General features: G+C 45.3%; 18 protein-coding genes. 3 read left to right on the top strand and 15 right to left on the bottom strand.

All coding sequences use genetic code 11. The features are described from left to right. Window positions 1–142 precede the first annotated feature (142 nt). The 14 genes from sps_RS17545 to sps_RS17480 form a co-directional block, all read right to left on the bottom strand. Window positions 143–1,615, bottom strand: coding sequence for an NADH-quinone oxidoreductase subunit N (locus sps_RS17545; protein ID WP_077753694.1), 1,473 nt, complete (start codon window positions 1,613–1,615; stop codon window positions 143–145). After that, window positions 1,612–3,216 carry a complex I subunit 4 family protein gene (locus sps_RS17540; RefSeq protein ID WP_077753693.1) on the bottom strand — a complete coding sequence of 535 codons (1,605 nt, stop codon included), beginning with the start codon at window positions 3,214–3,216 and terminating at the stop codon, window positions 1,612–1,614. The genes sps_RS17545 and sps_RS17540 overlap by 4 nt, the downstream gene beginning before the upstream one ends. Next, window positions 3,213–5,102: an NADH-quinone oxidoreductase subunit L gene (nuoL, locus tag sps_RS17535; RefSeq protein ID WP_237157869.1), complete on the bottom strand. Its 1,890-nt coding sequence runs from the start codon at window positions 5,100–5,102 to the stop codon at window positions 3,213–3,215. Before nuoL ends, sps_RS17540 begins: the two co-directional genes overlap by 4 nt. Before the next feature lies 1 nt (window position 5,103). After that, window positions 5,104–5,406, bottom strand: a complete 303-nt coding sequence (gene nuoK, locus sps_RS17530) for an NADH-quinone oxidoreductase subunit NuoK (protein WP_077753692.1) — start codon at window positions 5,404–5,406, stop codon at window positions 5,104–5,106. After that, complete coding sequence (locus sps_RS17525) at window positions 5,403–6,038, bottom strand: NADH-quinone oxidoreductase subunit J family protein (protein WP_077753691.1); 636 nt, start codon at window positions 6,036–6,038, stop codon at window positions 5,403–5,405. The genes nuoK and sps_RS17525 overlap by 4 nt, the downstream gene beginning before the upstream one ends. Next, window positions 6,035–6,550, bottom strand: a complete 516-nt coding sequence (gene nuoI, locus sps_RS17520) for an NADH-quinone oxidoreductase subunit NuoI (protein WP_077753690.1) — start codon at window positions 6,548–6,550, stop codon at window positions 6,035–6,037. The genes sps_RS17525 and nuoI overlap by 4 nt, the downstream gene beginning before the upstream one ends. Before the next feature lie 14 nt (window positions 6,551–6,564). Next, window positions 6,565–7,521 carry an NADH-quinone oxidoreductase subunit NuoH gene (gene nuoH / locus sps_RS17515; RefSeq protein ID WP_077753689.1) on the bottom strand — a complete coding sequence of 319 codons (957 nt, stop codon included), beginning with the start codon at window positions 7,519–7,521 and terminating at the stop codon, window positions 6,565–6,567. Next, window positions 7,505–10,462, bottom strand: coding sequence for an NADH-quinone oxidoreductase subunit NuoG (nuoG, locus tag sps_RS17510; RefSeq protein ID WP_077753688.1), 2,958 nt, complete (start codon window positions 10,460–10,462; stop codon window positions 7,505–7,507). The genes nuoH and nuoG overlap by 17 nt, the downstream gene beginning before the upstream one ends. Continuing rightward, entirely contained in the window at window positions 10,462–11,832 is a 1,371-nt protein-coding gene (gene nuoF / locus sps_RS17505; protein WP_077753687.1) for an NADH-quinone oxidoreductase subunit NuoF, read from the bottom strand. The genes nuoG and nuoF overlap by 1 nt, the downstream gene beginning before the upstream one ends. Continuing rightward, a complete protein-coding gene (gene nuoE / locus sps_RS17500; protein ID WP_237157868.1) occupies window positions 11,829–12,560 on the bottom strand; it encodes an NADH-quinone oxidoreductase subunit NuoE in 732 nt (243 codons plus the stop codon). Before nuoE ends, nuoF begins: the two co-directional genes overlap by 4 nt. A gap of 7 nt (window positions 12,561–12,567) precedes the next feature. After that, the gene (gene nuoC, locus sps_RS17495; RefSeq protein WP_077753686.1) at window positions 12,568–14,358 is read right to left on the bottom strand and encodes an NADH-quinone oxidoreductase subunit C/D; all 1,791 of its coding nucleotides are present in this window, start codon (window positions 14,356–14,358) and stop codon (window positions 12,568–12,570) included. 2 nt (window positions 14,359–14,360) lie between these two features. Continuing rightward, window positions 14,361–15,017, bottom strand: a complete 657-nt coding sequence (locus tag sps_RS17490; protein ID WP_077753685.1) for a NuoB/complex I 20 kDa subunit family protein — start codon at window positions 15,015–15,017, stop codon at window positions 14,361–14,363. After that, on the bottom strand, window positions 15,017–15,388 hold the full coding sequence (locus tag sps_RS17485; protein WP_077753684.1) for an NADH-quinone oxidoreductase subunit A: 372 nt from the start codon (window positions 15,386–15,388) through the stop codon (window positions 15,017–15,019). The genes sps_RS17490 and sps_RS17485 overlap by 1 nt, the downstream gene beginning before the upstream one ends. A 239-nt stretch (window positions 15,389–15,627) precedes the next feature. After that, complete coding sequence (locus sps_RS17480; RefSeq protein WP_077753683.1) at window positions 15,628–16,059, bottom strand: CBS domain-containing protein; 432 nt, start codon at window positions 16,057–16,059, stop codon at window positions 15,628–15,630. Window positions 16,060–16,344: 285 nt separating this feature from the next. On the opposite strand from sps_RS17480, the gene sps_RS17475 reads away from it, so the two are divergent. Continuing rightward, on the top strand, window positions 16,345–17,037 hold the full coding sequence (locus sps_RS17475; protein ID WP_077753682.1) for a TetR/AcrR family transcriptional regulator: 693 nt from the start codon (window positions 16,345–16,347) through the stop codon (window positions 17,035–17,037). A gap of 61 nt (window positions 17,038–17,098) precedes the next feature. On the opposite strand, the gene cysK is transcribed toward sps_RS17475, so the two are convergent. After that, the gene (gene cysK / locus sps_RS17470) at window positions 17,099–18,067 is read right to left on the bottom strand and encodes a cysteine synthase A (protein ID WP_077755742.1); all 969 of its coding nucleotides are present in this window, start codon (window positions 18,065–18,067) and stop codon (window positions 17,099–17,101) included. Between the two features lie 313 nt (window positions 18,068–18,380). On the opposite strand from cysK, the gene sps_RS17465 reads away from it, so the two are divergent. Beyond that, window positions 18,381–19,592 (top strand): RDD family protein, encoded by a 1,212-nt coding sequence (locus sps_RS17465; protein ID WP_077753681.1) that lies wholly within the window; start codon window positions 18,381–18,383, stop codon window positions 19,590–19,592. Between the two features lie 292 nt (window positions 19,593–19,884). Then, entirely contained in the window at window positions 19,885–21,126 is a 1,242-nt protein-coding gene (locus sps_RS17460) for a diguanylate cyclase (protein ID WP_077753680.1), read from the top strand. Window positions 21,127–21,133: the final 7 nt, after the last annotated feature.

Genomic DNA, 21,133 nt, shown 5'->3' with positions numbered 1-21,133 from the left:
AATCTTGGGCTCTGTTATATAAGTAAAACGCAAATCACTCTATCACGCTATGTGAAAATAACAGTATGATTTCCCCATGATTAGGTTAAATTTTACGAACTTGTGAGTAAGTTTATATTTGCCATCAAGGTTTAAAAGTCTGTTAGTGAGTGACTGCCTTGAGCATCTCAGAAAATAAGCTGGGAAAAGTTCCGATGCCTATGACAGTTACAATAATGAACCAAGAGGTAAGTCTGTCTTTCATGCCTAATTTAGAGGGGACTGAGGAGGTGTCAGCTTTAGCTAGCATGGCCATGATGATCCTAAGATAGAAATATAGCCCTATTACACTGGCAATTACCAAGAAGCCCATTGGCCACCAAAGCTGGCCAGAGATGGTTGCAGTGACTAGGTAGAATTTCCCCATAAAGCCTATGGTAAGTGGTATTCCGGCTAACGACAGCATGAGCACACTTAAACTTGTTGCCTGTAATGGTTGCCGCCAGAATAGCCCGGTTATCTGAGTGATTGAGGTGTTGTTTTCCAGTTGCATCAAAACAGAGAAAGTCCCCGTTAAGGTGATCATATAGGCAAGTAAATAAAAAATCATCGCCTCAAGGTTAAAACTTATATCTTTAAGCAGGCTGGCATTAGTCTGGAGCAATAACAAAATAATCAGCAAGTAACCAAAATGAGAGATAGAGGAGAAGGCCAATATTCTTAACAGTCTATCTTGTTGGAGTGCTAACAAGTTACCGATGAGCATAGATGTGACTGCGATCAGGGCAATGATGTCTAAAATTGTGCTGTTTGTTTGCCATTCGCCATAACTGAACATTCTCCATAACACGATAAAGGACGCTAGTTTGGAGACGATAGCCAAGAGGGCCGTAGTAGGCAGGGGGGCTCCTTCAAAAATATCCGCGACCCACAGATGACAAGGTACCAGAGACAGTTTGAAACAAAGGCCTATGAGAATAAAAATCATACCGGTCGTGGTTAAATTTAGCGAATTTAATCGAGTAGGATCATACTCATAAATATCTTGTTTCAGAGGGAAACTTGTTAGCTGTTGCAGGCTGTTTGTAGACAAGGCGTCGAATGTCAGGCTTCCCGTTTGCAGATATATAAGGGCGACACCCATGAGTATTAAAGCCGAAGCGCTGGCGGATAACACCAGATACTTAACGCCCGCTTCCTGACTATTCGGGATGTTTCTTGAATAGGCGATAAGCCCAACGAAAGAGAGACTCATTAGCTCTAAGGATAAAAAGAAGCTGGCGAAATGTTGACTGACAATCATGGACACAGCACCAAGAGTCGCCATCAATAACAGCAGGTAATACTCTTCATTGGTGTTACCTGATTTATCCAGCCAATGATAAAGTTGAGACCAGAGAAAGACTAAGATGGCTAATAACCCGGCAGAAATAAAGACATTTATCGGGGTAAAAATAAATAGTAGCTCAGACATGGCAGGGGCTTCAATTAAGGAGACTTGAGCCAGACAAGCAGCAATCAAACCAGCACCTGTGATCACAAAAGCATGAATGTGCGATCGTTTTAAAGCAATACTCAACAGTAAGATTAAAATAGTAGCCAATAATATACTGGCCGGAAGGTAGTGAATGTTCATAATGCACTTCCTGCAATGGCGTAAAGTGTTAACACTTGAGTTAATGGCTGTTCTAGCATATCCAATAGTGGTTGAGGGTGGAGTCCTAAAAGGACTAAGCCCGCCGCGATCGACATTAGTGTCAACTTCTCTTTTAGGCTCAGATCAGGATATGGAGTTGGGTGTTCTGGTGTTTTTTTGTATTCAGGGACTTCGGTGCTAGCTGTGTCATCTGTAGACATAGATGCTAAGTTTGATTGTACTTCCATGGTGGGAACTGGACGGGATGGATCTGAGTCTTTGGCTCGAAAAGGCCCGAAGAAACTTTTCTGGATCATGCGTAAGGAATACACTGCGCCTAGTATCAAGCCCAAGGAGGCAAGTACGGCAAAGTTAGCATGCTGTTCTAAGCTGCCGACAAGTATAAGAAACTCCCCAATAAAATTACCCAACCCCGGCATACCTAGTGAAGCGATGGCGAAAAAGAGTCCCATGGCGCTCAACTGAGGTAAATACCGCCATAAGCCAGCAAATTGATGCAGATCTCGGGTATGAAATCTTTGTTGTATCAGGCCAACTAACATAAATAGTGCCGCACTGCTCAGGCCGTGAGCCAGCATCTGCATTACGGCACCCTGAAGTGCAATCATGTTCAGGCTAAAACAACCTAGCAGTACGAAACCCATATGACTCACACTCGAATAGGCCACGATGCGTTTCAAGTCATGCTGAGAAAATGCCATCAAGGCACCGTAGATGATACTCGCCACGGCGAGCGTCATCATAAGCGGCGACCAAAAGTGTACCGCATCGGGAAACAGGGGGAGTACAAACCGGATGATGCCATAACCGCCTGTTTTTAATAGTATCGCCGCCAGTATGATACTCGCCGGAGTGGGGGCTTGTGTGTGGGCGTCGGGTAACCAGGGATGAAAAGGAAAAGCGGGCAGCTTGACCAGAAAAGCGATAATAAAACCTAAACTGATCCAAATGGCCATCGGGGAGGTAATGGGCGCAAGTATTAACACATGATAGTCGAAGCTAAGCTGGCCGGTTTCCTGATAATGAAACACCACTAAGGCTATGATGCTCAGCAGCATCAATAATCCACCTGCTTGGGTAAACAGAAAGAACTTTAAAGCCGCATATCGACGGTTTTCATGTCCCCAAATGGCAATAAGAAAGTACATGGGGACTAACATCACCTCCCAGAAGACGAAGAAAAGCAAGAGGTCCATCGCCAGAAATACGCCAATGATCCCGGCTAAGGTCCATAGAAAATTGAAGTAAAAAAATCCCTGATGTTTTTCAATCTCGCTCCAGGCTGAAGATAGTGCGGCTAGGCCTATCAATAAGGTCAGTAATATCAAGATCAGGCTAAGGCCATCCATAGAAAAATGAGCCGTGATGTTAAGTCTGTCAATCCACACATGGCTTTCATCGAAAAGCCATTGACTGCTTCGAGGAAGTGGACTCGTTAATGCCAGAATGCTGATATAAGCCAAGCTGGCTAGAAGTGTGAATAGGGATATTCTTCGTGGCAGCTTTGAATTAAAGGTTTGGCTGTACCATGCAATCATTCCACCAAAGAGTGGAATTAAGACTAATAAGAATAACATCATCTTATGACTCCCCAAGCGATGGCTAAGATGCTGAACAGGATCAGGCTAGCGCTGTAGCTTCTTAGTTGCCCTGTTTGCAGTCGATTAAACATCAAATGGAGGCGATAGCTAACTTTCTCGAGTACACGAAAGCTCGTATCTATGATGTCGTGGCGGTTGAGGAAGGTGAGTTTTTTAAAAGGTGCGACAAAAACGATATTGAATAAAGTATCGAAGCCCCAGCCTGCACGCATAAAACGGCTTAAAATAAGATTATTGGCTCGTTCATCTTCTCTTGTTTGACCGAACAGAAACCAAGCTAAGAGCACACCGATTAACGGCACTAGAATAGGTAACCAATGCTCGATTGGTGTCAGCATTGAAGATGAACTATCGGTTAACTCGCCAAACAGGTGTATCACCCCTTGGGGTTGAACCCCGCCGAGTAAGGATAGCATCATCAAGACGATGAGGACTGCTCCCATAACCTTTGGGGTTTTATGGCTGGGCGAATGACCGAGTTTTCCCAAAAAAATGATAAAAAATAACTTTGCACTATACAGCGCAGTAAAAAATGCGCCTAACAAGGCTCCCCACCACAGGAGTGGTCGCTCAGCCGCTGCCAGCTGTTCTAAAATTAACTCCTTACTGAAGAACCCCGATGTCATAGGTAAAGAGGCCAGGGCGGCACAACCTATGGCAAAGCTGAGTGTTAGTAAAGGGAGTTTCTTTCCCAGACCGCCCATCTTCATTATGTCTTGCTCATGGTTCATGCAATAGATTAATGCCCCAGCGCTGAGAAACAGCAGGGCCTTGAAAAATGCATGGGTCATCAGATGAAAGATGGCCGTCGATGCTGCGCCTACACCTAAGGCTAGGAACATATAACCAAGCTGACTGATGGTTGAGTAAGCCAATATGCGCTTAAGATCCGTTTGAAACAGTGCCGAAGTTGCGCCAAGCAGCACGGTTAGTAATCCAATGATGGCGATAAAAAGTAGTACCTGAGGGGCGAGTTGGTAAAGGGTGTCGTTTCTTGCGATCAAGTAGACACCGGCAGTCACCATAGTCGCCGCATGAATGAGCGCACTTACCGGAGTCGGGCCAGCCATGGCATCGGGTAACCAGGAGTGTAATGGCATCTGCGCCGACTTTCCCGCAGCGCCAGCAAATAACAGTAAACATGAGAGTGCAATTAATTGACTCTCTCCCGCGGTATTAAGCTGCAGTAATGCTTGAGATTGTTGCTGTATTTGCTGAATATTTAAGGTATCGAATTGATAAAACAGTAAAATAATACCAATTAACATGGCTGTGTCGCCGATGCGGGTGATGATAAAAGCTTTATTAGCGGCACTGTTATTGTCAGTTTTTTGATACCAAAAACCAATTAAGAGGTAGCTACACAGGCCCACACCCTCCCATCCCAGATAGAGGAGCACCAAATTGTCGGCAAGTACCAGAATGAGCATAGAGGATACAAATAGGTTTAAGTAGGCGAAGAAGCGACATTGATCTGTATCTGGGATCATATAGCTTGCTGAATATATATGGATAAGGGTGCCGATACAGCAGATGATGGTGATCATCACTAAAGATAAAGGATCTAAGTACAGGCCAAAATTCAGGTTTATGGAGCTTACATCTTGTGAAGCCTGCGCTAAGGAAGCTAATTCTGAAGTGTTAATATTCAGCCATTCTCCAAAGGATGCCTGAATGATAAATAACTCATGCTCCCAGACTTGTATATTGAGTGTGATAGCTAATAGCGCTGCCAGACTGACTGAGCTAACACCAAGTATTCTTGCCCACAGAACATTTGGTTGAAATAAGATTAGCATCACCGCGCTGCACAGAGGAAGCAGAGGGATTGTCATCAACAGGCTATTCATAAAGAGAGTATTCATGTTATCCCTTCAGCTTAGTGAGTTTATCGACATCAAGATCTTGCTGTTGTCTATAAATATGTATAACTAAAGCCAGGCCAACAGCGACTTCTGAGGCGGCCAGAGTGAGGATAAATAGATACATGAGCTGCCCATCGACATTGCCATGGAGACTTGAGGCAGCGACAAAAATCAGGGCTACACCATTAAGCATTATCTCCAGGGATATCAGCATAAAGAGTAAGTTTCGACGACTGAGCAAGCCAAACAGACCAATAGCAAACAGTGTGCCACTTAATACCAGTATCCAAGTGATCTCTATCATCTGGGTTTACCTCGGGCTTTACTCGTCTGTGACTGGCTAGGTTCAATTTCAGCCGGGGTTAATTGGCTAGTAATTAAGTTAGCTGTCATGTCAACTTCGGCATCAGTGTTCGCGTCTGAGGTTGAATGGGGTTTGCTGCTTTGTTTGGTGATATGGATAGCACTGATAAGTGCGGCCAGCAATAAGATGGCCGCTAATACAACCAATACCCGATAAGAGCCAAAAAGCTGTATAGCTAGCTGTTTAACCGACAATGGGTCGATAAGAGCCTCTTGATGTAAGCCTACAGAACCTAAGGAAAGCACGGTGAGCTCTATGACTAACAATGCGGACAATATCAGAGGGCCTTTAGCTACCTTAGGGTTAAACAATTGCCGCTCCGCGGCCAAGCTACGCTTGCCTTGGTGGAGCATCATAGTGACAAATACGAACAGCACCATGATGGCGCCAGCATAAACAATAACCTGTAGTGCAGCGGCAAAAGGTGAGCCCAGCAGGAAGAAAATCAACGCGATAGCTAACATCATAGTGACCAGATAGAGCAGGGCATGCACCACGTTATGGGAACTGACAGTAAGAAGTGCCGATATGATGGCGGTGGCAGCAGTGATGAAAAATATAATGTCAATCATGGCAACAGGCTCCTGACATTTATGGGAGCCTGCTCGTCGATGGCCTCACCTTTTGCTTTGCCCGTTATTGCCTTACCACTAACCTTGTAGAAATTGTATTCGTGATACTTTCCTGGGCCTGAAATGAGTAGGTGATGTTTTTCATAGACTAAGTTCTGCCTGTCATATTCCGCCATCTCAAAGTCCGGAGTGAGCTGAATTGCGTGGGTCGGACAGGCTTCTTCGCAGAAACCACACATGATGCAGCGGGAAAAGTTGATGGTGAAGGTTTTAGCCTCCCAGCGTCCATCGGGCTTCTCGGTTTTTTCCACCGAGATACAATCGACGGGGCAAGCGACTGAGCAGAGATTGCAGGCGACGCAACGCTCTTCACCATCTGGATCCCGAGTCAGTACGATGCGGCCTCGATACCTGGGAGAAAGATAGGGTTTCTGCTCCGGATACTGCACCGTATCGGCTGGGGTGAAGGTATGTTTTAAGATGGTGATTAAGGTTTTTATTTGACTAAGCATGATCCACTCTCCTGTTAGAAACCAAGTGTTAACTGCCACAGAGCGGTTAACAGCAGGTTGAGTAAAGTGAGAGGTAATAATACTGCCCAACCGAGCCGCATCAGTTGATCGTATCTGGGTCTAGGAATGGCGGCTCTAAGCAGAATGAAGAACACCACGAACAAACCGGTTTTTAACAGGAACCAGATAATCGGTGGCAACACAGGCCCTTGCCAGCCACCGAAATAGAGCGTGGTAATGAGCGCAGAGACAAAGATGACCCCCAGATATTCGCCAATGAAGAACATGCCAAATTTCATGCTGGAATACTCGGTATGAAACCCTGCCACTATCTCAGTCTCGGCCTCGGGGAGATCGAAAGGAGCGCGATGACTCTCTGCCACGCCCGCGATAAGAAACAGCACAAAACCAAGGGGCTGACTCAGAATAAACCAGTAATGTTCTTGAGCCGCGACAATCTCGTTAAGGCTAAAGCTACCTGTGATGATGACGACTCCCATCAGAGCCAGTCCCATAAATACCTCATAGGAGAGCATCTGAGCCGCGGTGCGCATTGCCCCCAATAGGGCATATTTGCTGTTGGAGGAGAAGCCTGCGAGCATGATGCTATAAACAGACAGTGAGCTTAGGGCCAGGATAAACAACAGGGCATTATCGAAGTGTGCTATCTGAATATTAGGAGAAAAAGGTATGATGGCGAACCCGAGTAAGGTCATTATCATCAAAATCATGGGCGCTATGATAAACAGAGCTTTATCTGCAAAAGGGGGGACCCAATCCTCCTTGGTGAAGATTTTTATCATGTCGGCAACCACTTGCAACAGCCCCATGGGGCCAACACGATTGGGTCCCAATCTATCTTGCCAAACACCGAGCAGCCGTCTTTCGAGCCAGGTTGACCAAGCTGCACACAGTAGCAATAGCAGCAAAATGCAGCTGGGGATCAGTAATACCTCATAGAGCGTCATCATGCTCCCCCTTTTTCTTGAGTGAGATTATCTTGGCTCGCTGACCCAATAAGGTGAATAACGGGTTGGGTACCAATGCAACATCGGGAGACATATTTTTATCGAGTTTACACATGAGCCGGGCGGCGCTATGTTCACCTTGGATCAGGGCTTCTTGTCCTTCGGTGAGTTTCAATGAAGCAGCGAGACTGGGGTGAACCTTCAGATTTGATTCCGGACTCATGAACTGTATCGATGATGAATAGCGTGTCAGCTCAAAATCTGCATAAAGGTTAGCCGAAGGTACTAAGCGGACACCTGCGCTAGTTATCTCTGGATTACTGTCTATTCCTTGATTTGGTTTGGGTTTTATTGGCTCTTTGTCGTTGATTTGTTCAATATCGCTTTGGCTGTTTTGTTTGCTAGTTAGTGAGGCGTGAGAAAAAATCTTGATCCCTAAGATCCAAGGTGAATGACTCTTATTGCTGGTCTTTCCGGAACGATTGGCTCCCTGATCTGAGTTCCATTTAGGGGACCAGGCATTAGCGGGCAAGACTGTGATCATCTGTACCTGAGTCTGACGAAATCCCTCTACTCCTTCCATGGTCTGAACAAAAGGTGTGTCTGACTCTGATATTGGCATCTGCTCTTTAACATCACTAACGGCATGTATTGCGGTTCTGGCACTGGCTCGTCTCGGTTGACCAGCGATACGAAATTGGGAACCTAGATTGATATGAGCGAGATTAGAAAAGCTCTCGATTGGAGCCAGTATTGGTATTTGCTGAGATAACCAATGATGGAGTTGAGCTGGATTGTGTAAATCCGTCAGCTCAGCTAGCCATACCCAAGGCATCATGCGTTGGTTTATTGCGGATATTGTGGCGAACCCATGCTGCAATCTTCCTTCCGAGCTTAGATAACATCCTTGGGATTCGGCAAAGGAGCTAGCCGGTAATAAAAGATCTGCCATTTGAGCGGTAGGGGTTAACAATTGATCTATGACGATAATATTATCAACTGTATCGAATAGGGTTTCTAGTCGTTTGGCTTCCACATAGCGATACAAATCTGTCTCTAAAATGATTAAGGTATCGGGGGTTTTATGGGGGGAATCTCCTCCCTCCTGACCTATTATTCTGTCGATGAAGGAGTCGATACCCTGATACTTATCTTCATCTTCCTTGATGAGCAGGCCGAAATGAAGATCGTTTACCTGCTTTGTCACACCATAAAAGCCAGCCTTCGGCTTTAGTTGTTTAAGCAAGCTTGCAATATTAAGGCTGGCGTCTAAAAGAGCCGGGTCTTGACTCTGGAGGCCTGCAATAATTATGGGGCAATCGACAGACATTAGTGCATCGACTATGCCTTGGGCCGAGGCTGAGTAGGGCGCAGTATTTGGATGAGCTTGTATATTTTTATCTAAGTTAGGTATTGAAACGTCAAGTATTTTTGATATGCCCTCAACATTCTCGGAAGTGTCATTAAGGCTTTTAGTTTCGTCAACTTTGCGAGATAACAGACTCTGTATCTCTTGGATCAGAATAACTTGCTCATCGGGTGAAGTGATGATTTTCTCAGTTGCCAGAGCCGACAATTGACAGGTGTCGCTGGCGATAATCGCTAGGGGAGAGCGGTTATTTTGCGCAATATTCCTAACCGGGCCATCTTGCCAATCGGCTAGGCCTAATTTCTCAGCATTTTTAATGCCTAAGTTACGGCTCATCTGCCTGATGGCAAGAGCGAGTCTCGGCGCTGTGTGGCTTATGTCTTCGTTGATAATTAAGGCGGCACCGCAAGCTTGGGCCTGTTTGATGGAAAATGGGCTGACTCTATTGTTCTTATAAGCACTACACAGCATGTGCAGCATCTGCACTTCATGGTCTGGTACGCCTAGATAAAAGTTGTCCTGCCCCACGAGTTTCATCAGCGCCGCATTATTTTCCAAATGTGTTCTTGCGGATCCAATGGCAATGCATTTAGGGAGAGTCTGGGTATTGATACGTTCTGGGGAGAGGAGTTTAGCAAGTTGCTTCTTAGCATCACCTGTGGGCAGAGCCACGGAGCACTTGACGGCGTTATTACGCATCAAGGGCGCATCGAGTCGCTCACTGTGATTGGCATGCTCATAACCAAACAAGCCTAGATTACATAGAAAATGACCGTTGATCTCATCATGCCTGCGATTGGTGATCCTACGGACTTTCTGGTCTCGTTCACTTACCGTTATGTTGCAGCCCAGGCTGCAGTGGGGGCAGATAGTTGGCGCGGTTTGTAGATCCCATTTACGTATGTAGTGCTCGGAAAAAGGTTTATCGGTAAACACCCCTGTCGGGCAAACCTCAGCTAAGTTACCTGAGAAGTTATTTTTAAGAGCACCAGACGCTGCCCGGCCAAAATAGAGGTGGCTTTTAGAACCAAACACATTGAAATCATCTCCACCACAGTAATCCCGATAGAAGCGAACGCAACGATAACATCCGATACAACGGTTCATTTCGTGATTGAGCATGGGGCCTAGATATTGATTCAGATGAGTGCGTTTTTTGCCTGTATAACGTCGGTTGATATGTCCACTGATGGCGGTCATATCTTGCAAGTGACAATTTCCCCCCTCCTCGCATACAGGGCAGTCGTGGGGGTGCTGGGTCATGATGGCTTCGATATTGGTTTGTCTGAATGTTGTTGATTGAGTATCTTGCATCGAGATGATCATGCCATCAGATACAGGTGTCATACATGCCATGACTAAACGACCTAGCTTGTCCTCATCGTTTTGATACTGCTTTACCGCACATTGTCTGCAGGCGCCCACGGAGCCAAGCTCAGAATGCCAGCAGAAATAGGGCAGGTCTAATCCAAGTGTCAGACAGGTTTGCAGTAGGTTTTCATTTGGCGCTACATGGTAGGCCTTGTTATCGATAATGATGCTAACTAAATCTGTCTCAGTGGTTAGATTATTCATCACTTCACCTCGACTTGATTAGTATTTAATGGGTTGTGTGCCTTAGCTGTGGCAGTTATCCCTGTGGCTACATCGCCATGATAAGGGCAGCATTGATGATTGATATGTGCCTCAAAGTCTTGCCTGAAATACTTGAGTGCGCTCTGCAGTGGTTCGACCGCGCCAGGGGCGAGTGCACAAAAGGTGTTACCGGGCGCGGCGAAGTTGCACAGCTCTTCAAGTTGCTCAATATCCTTAAGCTCGCCTTCTCCGCGCTCAATTTTTTCGAGTAAGGATACGGCCCAGGGCAGACCATCTCTGCAAGGTGTACACCAGCCACAAGATTCCTGAGCGAAGAAACGTACCAGGTTGAGTACCATAGAAACGGGGCAATATTGATCATCCAAAATGATGATGGTGCCGGTTCCCATACGGCTGCCTAACTTACCGATCGCGTCGTAATCCATGGGGGTATCTAAATGCTCTTCGAGGAGAAAATCCGTGGAGCCGCCGCCGGGAAGTAAGCCCTTGAGCCGATAGCCATCGGACATTCCTCCAGCATGGCGTTCGATGATCTCCCTGATAGATGTGCCCATGGGAAGCTCCCATAATCCTGGGCGTTTTACTCTGCCGCTGACGCCAAAGATTTTAGTGCCCGCATCTTGCTCCTTGCCGAGGGCTTTAAACCAGTCACTACCGAAATTGATGATGTGGGGCAGATTACAAAATGTCTCAACATTGTTGACTATGGTGGGTTTTCCCCAGAGACCGGCCACTTGAGGGAAGGGGGGTTTAGCTCTTGGAGTCGCCCGCTTGCCCTCCATGGCGTTGATCAGCGCAGTTTCTTCACCGCAAATATAACGTCCGGCACTGGAATGGATGTGAATATCAAAATTAAATGCGTGTCCTGTATTGCTGTTTTTTAAGATGCCATGGCCTAATAAATGCTGTTTTCGACACTCATCTATCGCCTGTTGCAGCCTTTCCTCGGCTAGATAATAGTCACCTCGAAGGAAGATATAACCTTGAGTCGCGCCTAAGGTTAAACCGCCGATTAATAGCCCTTCGATGATCTGGTGGGGTGTTTGTTCTAGTAGCCAGCGGTCTTTAAATGCGCCGGGCTCCATCTCATCAGCGTTGACTATCAAGTATTTTTCCGTTGGAGCAGCTTCTCCGCGAGGCACAAAGCTCCATTTGAGTCCGGTTGGAAATCCTGCTCCACCCCGGCCCCTTAGATTAGACTGTTTGATGGTGTCTAGCAGCTCATCTGGACTCATTTCCATAGCCCGGGTAAACCCATCGTATCCGCCATGGCTTTGATATTCAGATAGTTGCCAGCAATTAGGCTTATCGGTAATGAAACGAGTCAAGGGGTTTTGAGGAGCACTCATTTGCTATTCTCCTCTAGTCCATCGATTAACTTGGCTATTTTACTGACGGTTAGGTGCTGGTGGACTCGCTTTGCCGCTATCATTACCGGCGCTTTATCACATGCCCCAAGGCATGGAAGAGGTATGAGAGTGAAGTGGTTATCCGGCGTAGTTTCACCTGGATTGATATGTAATCTTTGGCTAATGGCTGCGCGTACCTCTATACCTCCCATCAAGTCGCAACTTATCCCATCACAGGGGTGTAGTACTATCTCGCCAACGGCTTGTCTGAAGATCAGATTGTAGAAAGTGGCGACAGAGTCAAGCTCAGCGATTGTCACTTTAATATAAGCAGATAGCAGAGATAAACTGGCATCACTCACCCAGCCCCGGCGAGCTTGGATTACCTTGAGTGCATCGATGGAAACTGCTGCTGGATATGGCGCCGATACCAATAGCTTATCGAGCTGTTGTGTTTCACATGGGCTTAGTTGGGATGAGTATTCGTCGACTTGCTTGTCTCGAACCTTAGTTAAAGTCTCTGAGCTGGTGGCGACTGGAGCCGAATTTGACTGAGATATATTGCTCGGAAAATCATCCGGAACTGCTGGCTTCTCCGGCGTAGCGGATGTTGGCTGGGTTCGACTGCTTGTCTGATCATCGGCTGAAGCGTCTCCGTTAGAGGGAAGGTCACCCGACATGACTTCCTGTATGGAGATCCTTAATAGCTGCTCATAACTCTGTGTCATATCAGCCCTACCTATCCACGTCGGCCATAACAAAATCGATACTGGCTAAAATCACAATCAAATCAGCCACCATTAACCCCTTTGCCATCGAGGGTATCATCTGCAAATGGGGAAAAGAGGGAGTGCGGATCCGAGTGCGATAACTGGAGCTGGTACCGTCAGATATCAGGGTGTAAGCATTGATGCCCTTGGTGGCTTCAATGGCGAAACTTGATTCCCCCTTTGGCATCACGCCTCCCCAACTCACATTCATAAAGTGTTGGATCAAGGTTTCAATATCTTGCTTGCTCTTGCCGCTTCTTGGTGGCGTTGTTAATGGGTGATCTGCTTTATAATTTCCCTGTGGCATATGATCTATACATTGTTGAATGATCTTTATGCTTTGTCTCATCTCATCGACTCGTAGCTGGCAGCGGTCATAAGCATCGCCATTGTGGGCCGTTGGAATGTCGAACTGATAGTTTTCATAGCCCGAATAGGGGCGGGATTTTCTAAGATCCCATTCAAGACCTGTGGCTCTTATGCCCACTCCGGAGATGTTCCATTCGATGGCCTGTTGGGTGTCGTACTTGCCTATGCCCACGGCGCGGTTTTTGAGTATGCTGTTTTGCATTACCATGATTTCATATTCATCTAGCTTAGCCGGGAAGTAATCGACAAACTCCTGCATCATGATATGCCAGCCTTGGGGCAAGTCTTGAGCTACGCCGCCAATACGAAACCAGCTAGGGTGCATTCGAGCACCTGTGATGGCCTCTATGATGCTGAAGAGCTTTTCCCTGTCGATAAACAGGTAAAAGATGGGAGAGAGCTGGCCGACATCTTGGGCAAATGTGCCGAAAAAAAGCATATGGCTCAATATGCGAAAGCATTCGGCCAACATGACTCTGATGCATTTCACCCGTTCAGAGACGCGAATATCAGCCAGTTGTTCTATGGCCAAGATATAGGGGAAGTTATTCATCACTCCACCCAAATAGTCAATTCTGTCCGTATAGGGAATAAAGCCGTGCCAGGTCTGGCGCTCGGCGATTTTTTCTGCGCCGCGATGGTGATAACCTATGTCTGGAACAGAGTTTTTAATCTGCTCGCCATCGAGCTGTAGGGCTATTCTAAATACTCCATGTACGCTGGGATGGTTCGGCCCCAAATTGAGAAATAGATAATCATTATCGCCACTGCTTTCATCCATTCCCCACTCTTTAGGGTTAAACCTCAGCGCATCTTGCTCTCTTGCTAGCTTTTCATCATCTAGAGTGAATGGCTCTGTCTCGGTGGCGCGGCAGGGAAATTCCTTACGAAGGGGGTGGCCCTGGTAGGTTGGCGGCAACAAGATCCGGCATAGATTAGGATGAGCATCGAAGACGATTCCGAACAGATCCCAAGCTTCGCGCTCATACCAATTCGCCGAGGGCCAGATTGAGTTGATACTGACTTGATGTTCATTATCTTCAAGTGCTACCTTGAGGCGAATATCTTGGTTTCTCTCTATCGATAGGAGTTGATACACCAAGGTGAACTCTTTCGCCGGCAGTAGGGCTTTGTCTAATCTAAGACGCTCGTCGATGGCGTAGAGATCGAACAGGAAATTGAACGGTTCGGGAATCGATTTGAGTAGATTTAATGCGGGGATTAGCTGATGTTTATCTATCCATAGGGTGAGAATGTGGTCGGCAGTGTGCTGCTTTATAGCATTGTTTCCAAGGAGTTGCTCAAGCTCAGGGAGCATGGACAATGTCAGCGCTTGCTTATGAGCCCCTGTAGGTATCGCCGACATCTCCTTCGTCATAATTGTCATCTTTATACCCTGTCTGGCGGCGTGAGTTTGTCGCTGCTGACTCTTAAGGCATGCTTTTCATCTCGCAGGTTACGGCAGGCAAAGGATTCTATCTCTTGTGGTGTGATGACACGATTTAATGGTCTCCTCTGTCTGGGATCGCCATTCTTTATCGCTTCTTGTAGTAAAGTCAGTCCATACATCAAGGCTTCGGGTCTTGGGGGGCAACCGGGGACATAGAGGTCTATAGGGAGGAATTTGTCTGCGCCTTGTACCACGCTGTAGACGTCATACATACCGCCTGAATTGGCACAAGAGCCCATGCTGATCACCCATTTGGGTTCTAACATCTGATCGTATAAATGTTTGATAACCGGGGCCATCTTAAGAAAAACGGTACCGGATATAACAATTAAGTCGGCTTCTCTTGGTGTCGCTCGTATGACTTCTGAGCCGAATCTGGCAATGTCATGACGGCTGGTGAAAGAGGTGGCCATCTCGACATAACAGCATGATAATCCGAAATTAAACGGCCATAAGGAGTTACTTCGGCCCCAAGCGACTAGGTCTTCTAAACGGGTAACCAAGATGTTCTTCTCTACCACCTCTTGCATGCTCATTGAGGCAGTTGGAATTGTCTCAATGTCGTCGCGATTAGGTTTTGTCAGTTGCCAACGCATCAAGAATCTCCTTCTCTAGCTATGCCCCAATCGAAGGCGCCTTGTTTAATCTCATAAATCAGGGCAATGAATAGGGCTAAGATAAACACTGTTGCAGTAAGAAAACCGGGCCAACTTGTTTCTACTACCACCAATGACCAGAGGTAGAGAAATACGGCTTCGATGTCGAAAATGACAAAGGAGATGGCAATTAAGAAGTAGTTCACGTTCCAGCGAATGTCGGTATTACCGACGGGGACGATACCTGATTCATAAGGGTAGGCGTTGGTTCTCTTATGGCCTCTGGGGTTCAAGGCATGAGACACGATAATCATCGTCATGGTGACGATGATTATTGCGAAAACATAGAAAATAAAACTCGCAGATACCATAGCTCAGCGCCTTATTCTTTGTTTCTTATCCCAAAAAACTTAATTTTCGAGGCAATGCCTTAGTTGTGGTAAAGCATAGTCTAAAAAAAAGAGTTCAAAAAAAGAGTCTACAATATTATATTTTTATTCTAATGAGTTACTTGTGTTTCGAGATTGGAACACTTGGCTTCATTGATGAGCTAAGAGGGTCTGCTGACCATTCAGCCTGATTTAGCCAAGATTATCGTTTTTGAACATCACTAAACTAATCGGGTATGTCCACGCTCATACATGGCTTTTAAGTGATCGTCTAAGGCTTTTAATACGGCAGAGCGATTAATCACGCCAATTAATTTATCTGCTTCATCAACAATAGGGTAGATTTTAGGCTTGTGATGAGTCATCTGTTGAGCGAGATCCAGTACAGAAGATTCCTTTTTCACAGTAAGAGGATCGCCGTGCATTACATCTCCTACAGCATAATGATTTTCATTGAGGTAGGTGGCTTCTAGCATCTTGATTAAGCAGTCTTGCTCAGATAGAAAGCCTATGACCTTTCTATTTTCATCAATAACGGGTCCACCAATTTGTTTGTTATGCAGGAAGAGTTCAACTGCCTCTGCAATGGGCATGTGCTCTGTAAATGTAACCGGATGTCTATTCATGTAGTCAGCAATTTTAATCGACTCCATAACTCGCTCCCTTATTGCAACTGAGTGATCCTGCCTGTCATATTAAGTTAACTTAATGTTAAGTTAATATGTGCACTGCTTAAGCATGTGAAATATGTTCTATTGTTATAAGATTAGACGGAATTCCTTGTTTTGTTAGATAAACAAAAAAAAAGAATAAAAAACAAATACCAAAGCAATTTTTCCAGTGATTTAAATCGGTATAATGGGAAAAATTAAACTTAGTGGCTCATTTTTAAAGTGATACTGGCATTTTAGACTGTCTGTATAACCAAGGGATTGAATATGACTCATCCATTAACTTACGTGGGACGTCAAACAAGCCGAAGTGACGGCGAGGCGAGGCGATTGGTTATTTTAGAAGCCACTTTAAGGCTTATTGTCAGAGAGGGGATTCGTGGTGTCCGCCACCGTGCAGTGGCGAAAGAGGCCGACGTGCCTTTAGCATCTACTACTTATTATTTTAAAGACATCAAAGATCTTATCAGTGATTCATTGACCTATTTTGCTGAAAAAACCTTATGGATGAATAAGGAACTGGAAACTCGGAGCTTCGAGCTACTCAAACAGCTCAGCAATGTGAGCCTGGGAGCTGGCGAAGATACATATAATGTTAGCGAGTACACAGAATTGTTAGTGAGCAACTTAACGCAATTTATCTGTGCTCATATCCGAGAGCAAGTGTTCAACAGAGACGATCGTATATTGGAGGTGGCCTTTCATGAAGAAGCGCTCAGGAATAAACAACTCGCCAGTGCCATAAACCGATTAGATGAGTCTTTACTGTCGACTATTCAAGGCTTTTTCGATCAGTTGGGTTCGAGCAGTTCTTTGGCTGATGCCTACCAAGTTTTAGGCTTAATCAAGCTGTTGGAATATCAATCTATAGTTCGAAACGATAATGGTGAGTCTGGACCTGAGTTTGAAATAATAATTAGCTCGGCAATTCGAAATATTATCAAAGGTATTCTTTCTTAACCGAGAGACATAAAAAAACCGGACATTAGATCCGGTTTTTAAATTCCAGTGTCAGTGGCTATTACTGAACGTTTTCAGCGTCAGAGAATTCGCCTTGGAATAAGACTGAAGAGAGATAACGCTCGGCTGCTGATGGAAGAATTACGACAATATTCTTGCCTTCAAATTCAGGAAGCGCGGCAATGCGATTTGCGGCTACAACCGCTGCACCGGAAGAAATCCCCACTAAAATACCTTCCTCTTTCATCAAACGTTGAGCCATTTCGATTGACTCTTCATTTGTCACGGCTTCGACGCGGTCAATCATTTCCAGATCTAAGTTACCTGGAATGAAGCCTGCACCGATACCTTGGATCTTATGTGGCCCAGGTTGTACTGTTTGACCCGCAAGCGTTTGGGCGATAACCGGTGAATCAGCTGGCTCGACTGCGACAGAAGTGATTGCTTTACCCTTAGCATTCTTAATGTAACGGCTTACTCCAGTGATGGTACCGCCAGTGCCAACACCCGCAACGATGACATCGACTTCACCGTCGGTGTCATTCCAGATCTCAGGGCCCGTTGTTTTCTCATGGATCTCCGGGTTAGCTGGGTTATCAAACTGCTGCAGTAAAACGTATTTTTCAGGCGCTGATTGGCGAATTTCTTCGGCCTTATCAATTGCGCCCTTCATGCCTTTAGCGCCTTCGGTAAGGACTAAATTTGCTCCCAAGGCTTTTAGCAGCTTACGGCGCTCTAAACTCATGGTATTAGGCATGGTTAGAGTTAGTTTATAACCGCGAGCGGCAGCAACATAAGCCAAGGCGATGCCTGTATTCCCCGATGTTGGCTCAATCAGCTCTTTATCTTGAGTCAGCAAACCTTTCTTCTCAGCATCCCAAATCATATTTGCACCAATGCGGCACTTAACGCTAAAGCTTGGGTTTCTGGCTTCTACTTTGGCTAAAACATTGCCTTTGCTCACACGTTTTAGGCGAACAAGAGGGGTGTTACCTATGGTATAAGAATTATCTTCGAAAATTTTGCTCATTGTTTGCTGCTCCATTGAATATCCAAGCTAATAATAATCGCCTTTAGCGGCAATAGAAGTGATTGTTTGTTCTTCGTTATTCCATTTAGTTATTAAACATCATGTATCTAGTATTAAACCTTGAGTTGGATGATGGTTAAAAGTGTTAACCTATTGTATCTAAGCTTTATTCCTGCATATATCGGCTATTAAATCTATGATGTTTGAATATAGAGTATTTTACGGGTTCTGGGTATAAATCTCTTTTTCATATAGTCACCGGTCTATAAGTGAATAGCTGAATAGACTATAAAAATAATAACAACGGATAGCTATGACAAGCACAACTCCTGAAAAAAAATACGAATACGTCTCGCAAATGGATCCAAAGACCGATCCCAAGACAATTGTCACTCCTTTTGCCTTCGAGATCGCCCCTCAGGTGCTCTATACCCCGTTAGCGACCCCGATGAAGCGAGGCTTAGCCATGATGGTTGACGGCTTGCTGATCTCTGTGCTTGCTGAGCAGGCAGGCTTAGTATTTATCTTATTTGTTGGTTTGACCCTACTGATCCAAAGAAAGAGTCGTGAACTGGGTAAATTGTTTAAGTGGGGCCTGTATCTCGCCATGTTGGTGATGATGCTTTGGGTGACACTAGGAGGCTTCCTCTCCTCAGCCGATGATGATGTCAATATTAACTCGGGCTTTTCCGCGCCGCCTGTGACAATGGAAACTGTGGGTCAGCTTATTGGCTATGTGCCTAATATCATACGTTTTAGCAGTTGTGTTAGTTTAGATTGTGCCGAGACTGAACTAAATGAGTTAGTGCCTGCACTGAGAGCATCGCAACTGCCATTTTCTGAACAAGCGTCGATACTCAATGATGCCATAGACGATATATCATTATCGAACGTTGACAAGGTAAAACTTAAGCAAGCAATAGCACAAGAACTGGCAGAATTGAATGAGCTAAATAAACTCGGAAAAAATAATCTACATGAGATTCGCGCCACTAATGAGGTTGAATTGCTAGCGTCACAGGGAGCTGAACCTTCAGCTGCTGATAAAACTCTGACCACAACTCAGGGGGCACAAGAGCTCAAGCTACCGGAGAAGAGCCAGTTACAAGAATTTGACAAAGAAGATGATGAAGCTGACGGCTACAGCTTAATTTCTTGGGCAAAAGGGATACTTAATGACTTAGGTCTGGGATTTGGTTGGGCAGCTTTTTATTTCACCGTATTCACAGCTTGGTTTGACGGACAAACTTTGGGGAAGAAACTACTGGGGATCAGAGTCATTCAACTTGATGGCACTAAACTCTCCCTTTGGGATGCATTTGGCCGTTATGGTGGCTATGGCGCTGGATTTGCGACCGGACTACTCGGATTCCTACAGATTTTTTGGGACGCTAACAGGCAGGCAATACAAGATAAAATTTCGGCAACGGTCGTGATTGACCTCAAGAAGGCCAAAACAACTCCTGTCCATGATAGTGAGTCTACTCATTCAACCTCGGTACAAGCGACTAAAAGCACTCAATAATTACCGATAACGGTGGATGAGACAGTGATTGTACAAAATAATCGATACTAGTCAGGTAAATCTTTTGTGGCAAATAGAGCTTAAGTGCTACCTTTAATAGATGCGATAAAAAATATTCGGCTCAGATAAATGTTTGGCATAATTAGAAACGTTACCATTGCTATAAAAAGAGCAACGAAACCCTCGTCAGGAAACAGTCTCATCAGAGAAATAGAGGTGATGAGACCGATGAGAAAAATAATTAAGTCATTAGATTAGAAATAAAATAAATTATAAGTTTTAGGAGAAAAGATTGCGTATTTTAGTCGTAGAGGACAGTAAAGTTGTGTCCCGTATTTTACAGCATCTTATTGCTCAGGAGTTAGACTGTGAAGTCGACTTTGCGGTGGATCTAGCGTCGGCAAAATTGCTATTAGAACAGAATGAATATTTTGTGGCGATCACCGACTTGAATCTGCCCGATGCCCAAGAAGGCGAAATTGTCAGGCTGGTTTTGTCAAAAAAGACCCCTTGTATCGTGCTCACCGGAAGCTTGGATTCAGAGCAGCGAAAGCGCTTATTACAACTCGGTATAGTCGATTATATCTTAAAAGAAAATCGCTTCAGTTATGAATATGTCGTTCGCTTAGTTCGCCGACTTCAACGTAACATAGACGTCAAAGTGTTGGTTGCCGATGATTCTGTGGTGAGCCGTAAGTTTGTCAGAAGTTTACTCGAGCAACACCTCTACCAAGTCATAGAAGCCGATGATGGTAACTCAGCCTGGGATATATTACAGAGCCAACCAGATGTTCAACTGCTTATCACCGACTACAATATGCCAGGCTTGGATGGCTTTGGCCTCATCTTGAAGGTCAGAGAAAAGTTCAGCAGAGAAGAGTTAGCGATTATCGGTCTTTCCAGTGACTCGGATGAGAGTTTATCTGCACGATTTATTAAAAATGGTGCAAATGACTTTCTGAAAAAACCCTTTGTTCATGAAGAGTTTCACTGCCGGGTACTTAATACTCTGGACTCTCTGGATATGATCCGTAAGTTGTGGGATCAAGCTAACTTGGATTATTTAACCGGCGTGTATAACCGCCGATATTTTTTCGGGCTCTTCGAAGAGCAAGTTGAACACATTAAGCAGAAGCAGGGAGCGCTAACGGTTGCCTTACTGGATATCGATTTCTTTAAGAGAGTCAATGATACCCATGGCCACGATGTGGGTGACGAGGTGTTAGTCGAATTTGCTGCACGCTTGAAGCATTTCTTCGGTCAACACTTTACCGTATACCGATTTGGTGGCGAGGAATTCACCGTTGCGTTTAAAGGTTTGAATGAAGAGAAAGCGTTTGCCTTGATGGATAAGTTTCGCTCTCAACTGGAGATGAAGCCTATCGCCACGTCGAAAGGGGATATGTTCATCACTGTGAGTACAGGTATTGCCGGGCTTGCGGATGATAGCTTGGATGCACTTATTCAAAGAGCCGATAAGGCTCTTTATGATGCCAAAGAATCTGGCCGAAACTTAGTGTGTATTGAAGCCTAGGTTAATT

Source organism: Shewanella psychrophila (assembly GCF_002005305.1).
GTDB classification, from domain to species: domain Bacteria; phylum Pseudomonadota; class Gammaproteobacteria; order Enterobacterales; family Shewanellaceae; genus Shewanella; species Shewanella psychrophila.
The sequence above is the reverse complement of the archived record's forward strand: the minus strand, read 5'-3'. Positions and strand labels throughout refer to the sequence as shown.

Coding starts and splice junctions, on each gene's coding strand:
- sps_RS17540 (WP_077753693.1), bottom strand. CDS start 3,216: ATGATGTTATTCTTATTAGTCTTAATTCCACTCTTTGGTGGAATGATT.
- sps_RS17525 (WP_077753691.1), bottom strand. CDS start 6,038: ATGATTGACATTATATTTTTCATCACTGCTGCCACCGCCATCATATCG.
- sps_RS17545 (WP_077753694.1), bottom strand. CDS start 1,615: ATGAACATTCACTACCTTCCGGCCAGTATATTATTGGCTACTATTTTA.
- nuoF (WP_077753687.1), bottom strand. CDS start 11,832: ATGAGTGCTCCTCAAAACCCCTTGACTCGTTTCATTACCGATAAGCCT.
- nuoL (WP_237157869.1), bottom strand. CDS start 5,102: ATGAATACTCTCTTTATGAATAGCCTGTTGATGACAATCCCTCTGCTT.
- nuoI (WP_077753690.1), bottom strand. CDS start 6,550: ATGCTTAGTCAAATAAAAACCTTAATCACCATCTTAAAACATACCTTC.
- cysK (WP_077755742.1), bottom strand. CDS start 18,067: ATGAGCAAAATTTTCGAAGATAATTCTTATACCATAGGTAACACCCCT.
- sps_RS17485 (WP_077753684.1), bottom strand. CDS start 15,388: ATGGTATCTGCGAGTTTTATTTTCTATGTTTTCGCAATAATCATCGTC.
- sps_RS17465 (WP_077753681.1), top strand. CDS start 18,381: ATGACAAGCACAACTCCTGAAAAAAAATACGAATACGTCTCGCAAATG.
- sps_RS17475 (WP_077753682.1), top strand. CDS start 16,345: ATGACTCATCCATTAACTTACGTGGGACGTCAAACAAGCCGAAGTGAC.
- nuoH (WP_077753689.1), bottom strand. CDS start 7,521: ATGATGACGCTCTATGAGGTATTACTGATCCCCAGCTGCATTTTGCTG.
- nuoK (WP_077753692.1), bottom strand. CDS start 5,406: ATGATAGAGATCACTTGGATACTGGTATTAAGTGGCACACTGTTTGCT.
- sps_RS17490 (WP_077753685.1), bottom strand. CDS start 15,017: ATGCGTTGGCAACTGACAAAACCTAATCGCGACGACATTGAGACAATT.
- sps_RS17480 (WP_077753683.1), bottom strand. CDS start 16,059: ATGGAGTCGATTAAAATTGCTGACTACATGAATAGACATCCGGTTACA.
- nuoG (WP_077753688.1), bottom strand. CDS start 10,462: ATGAATAATCTAACCACTGAGACAGATTTAGTTAGCATCATTATCGAT.
- nuoE (WP_237157868.1), bottom strand. CDS start 12,560: ATGACACAGAGTTATGAGCAGCTATTAAGGATCTCCATACAGGAAGTC.
- nuoC (WP_077753686.1), bottom strand. CDS start 14,358: ATGACAATTATGACGAAGGAGATGTCGGCGATACCTACAGGGGCTCAT.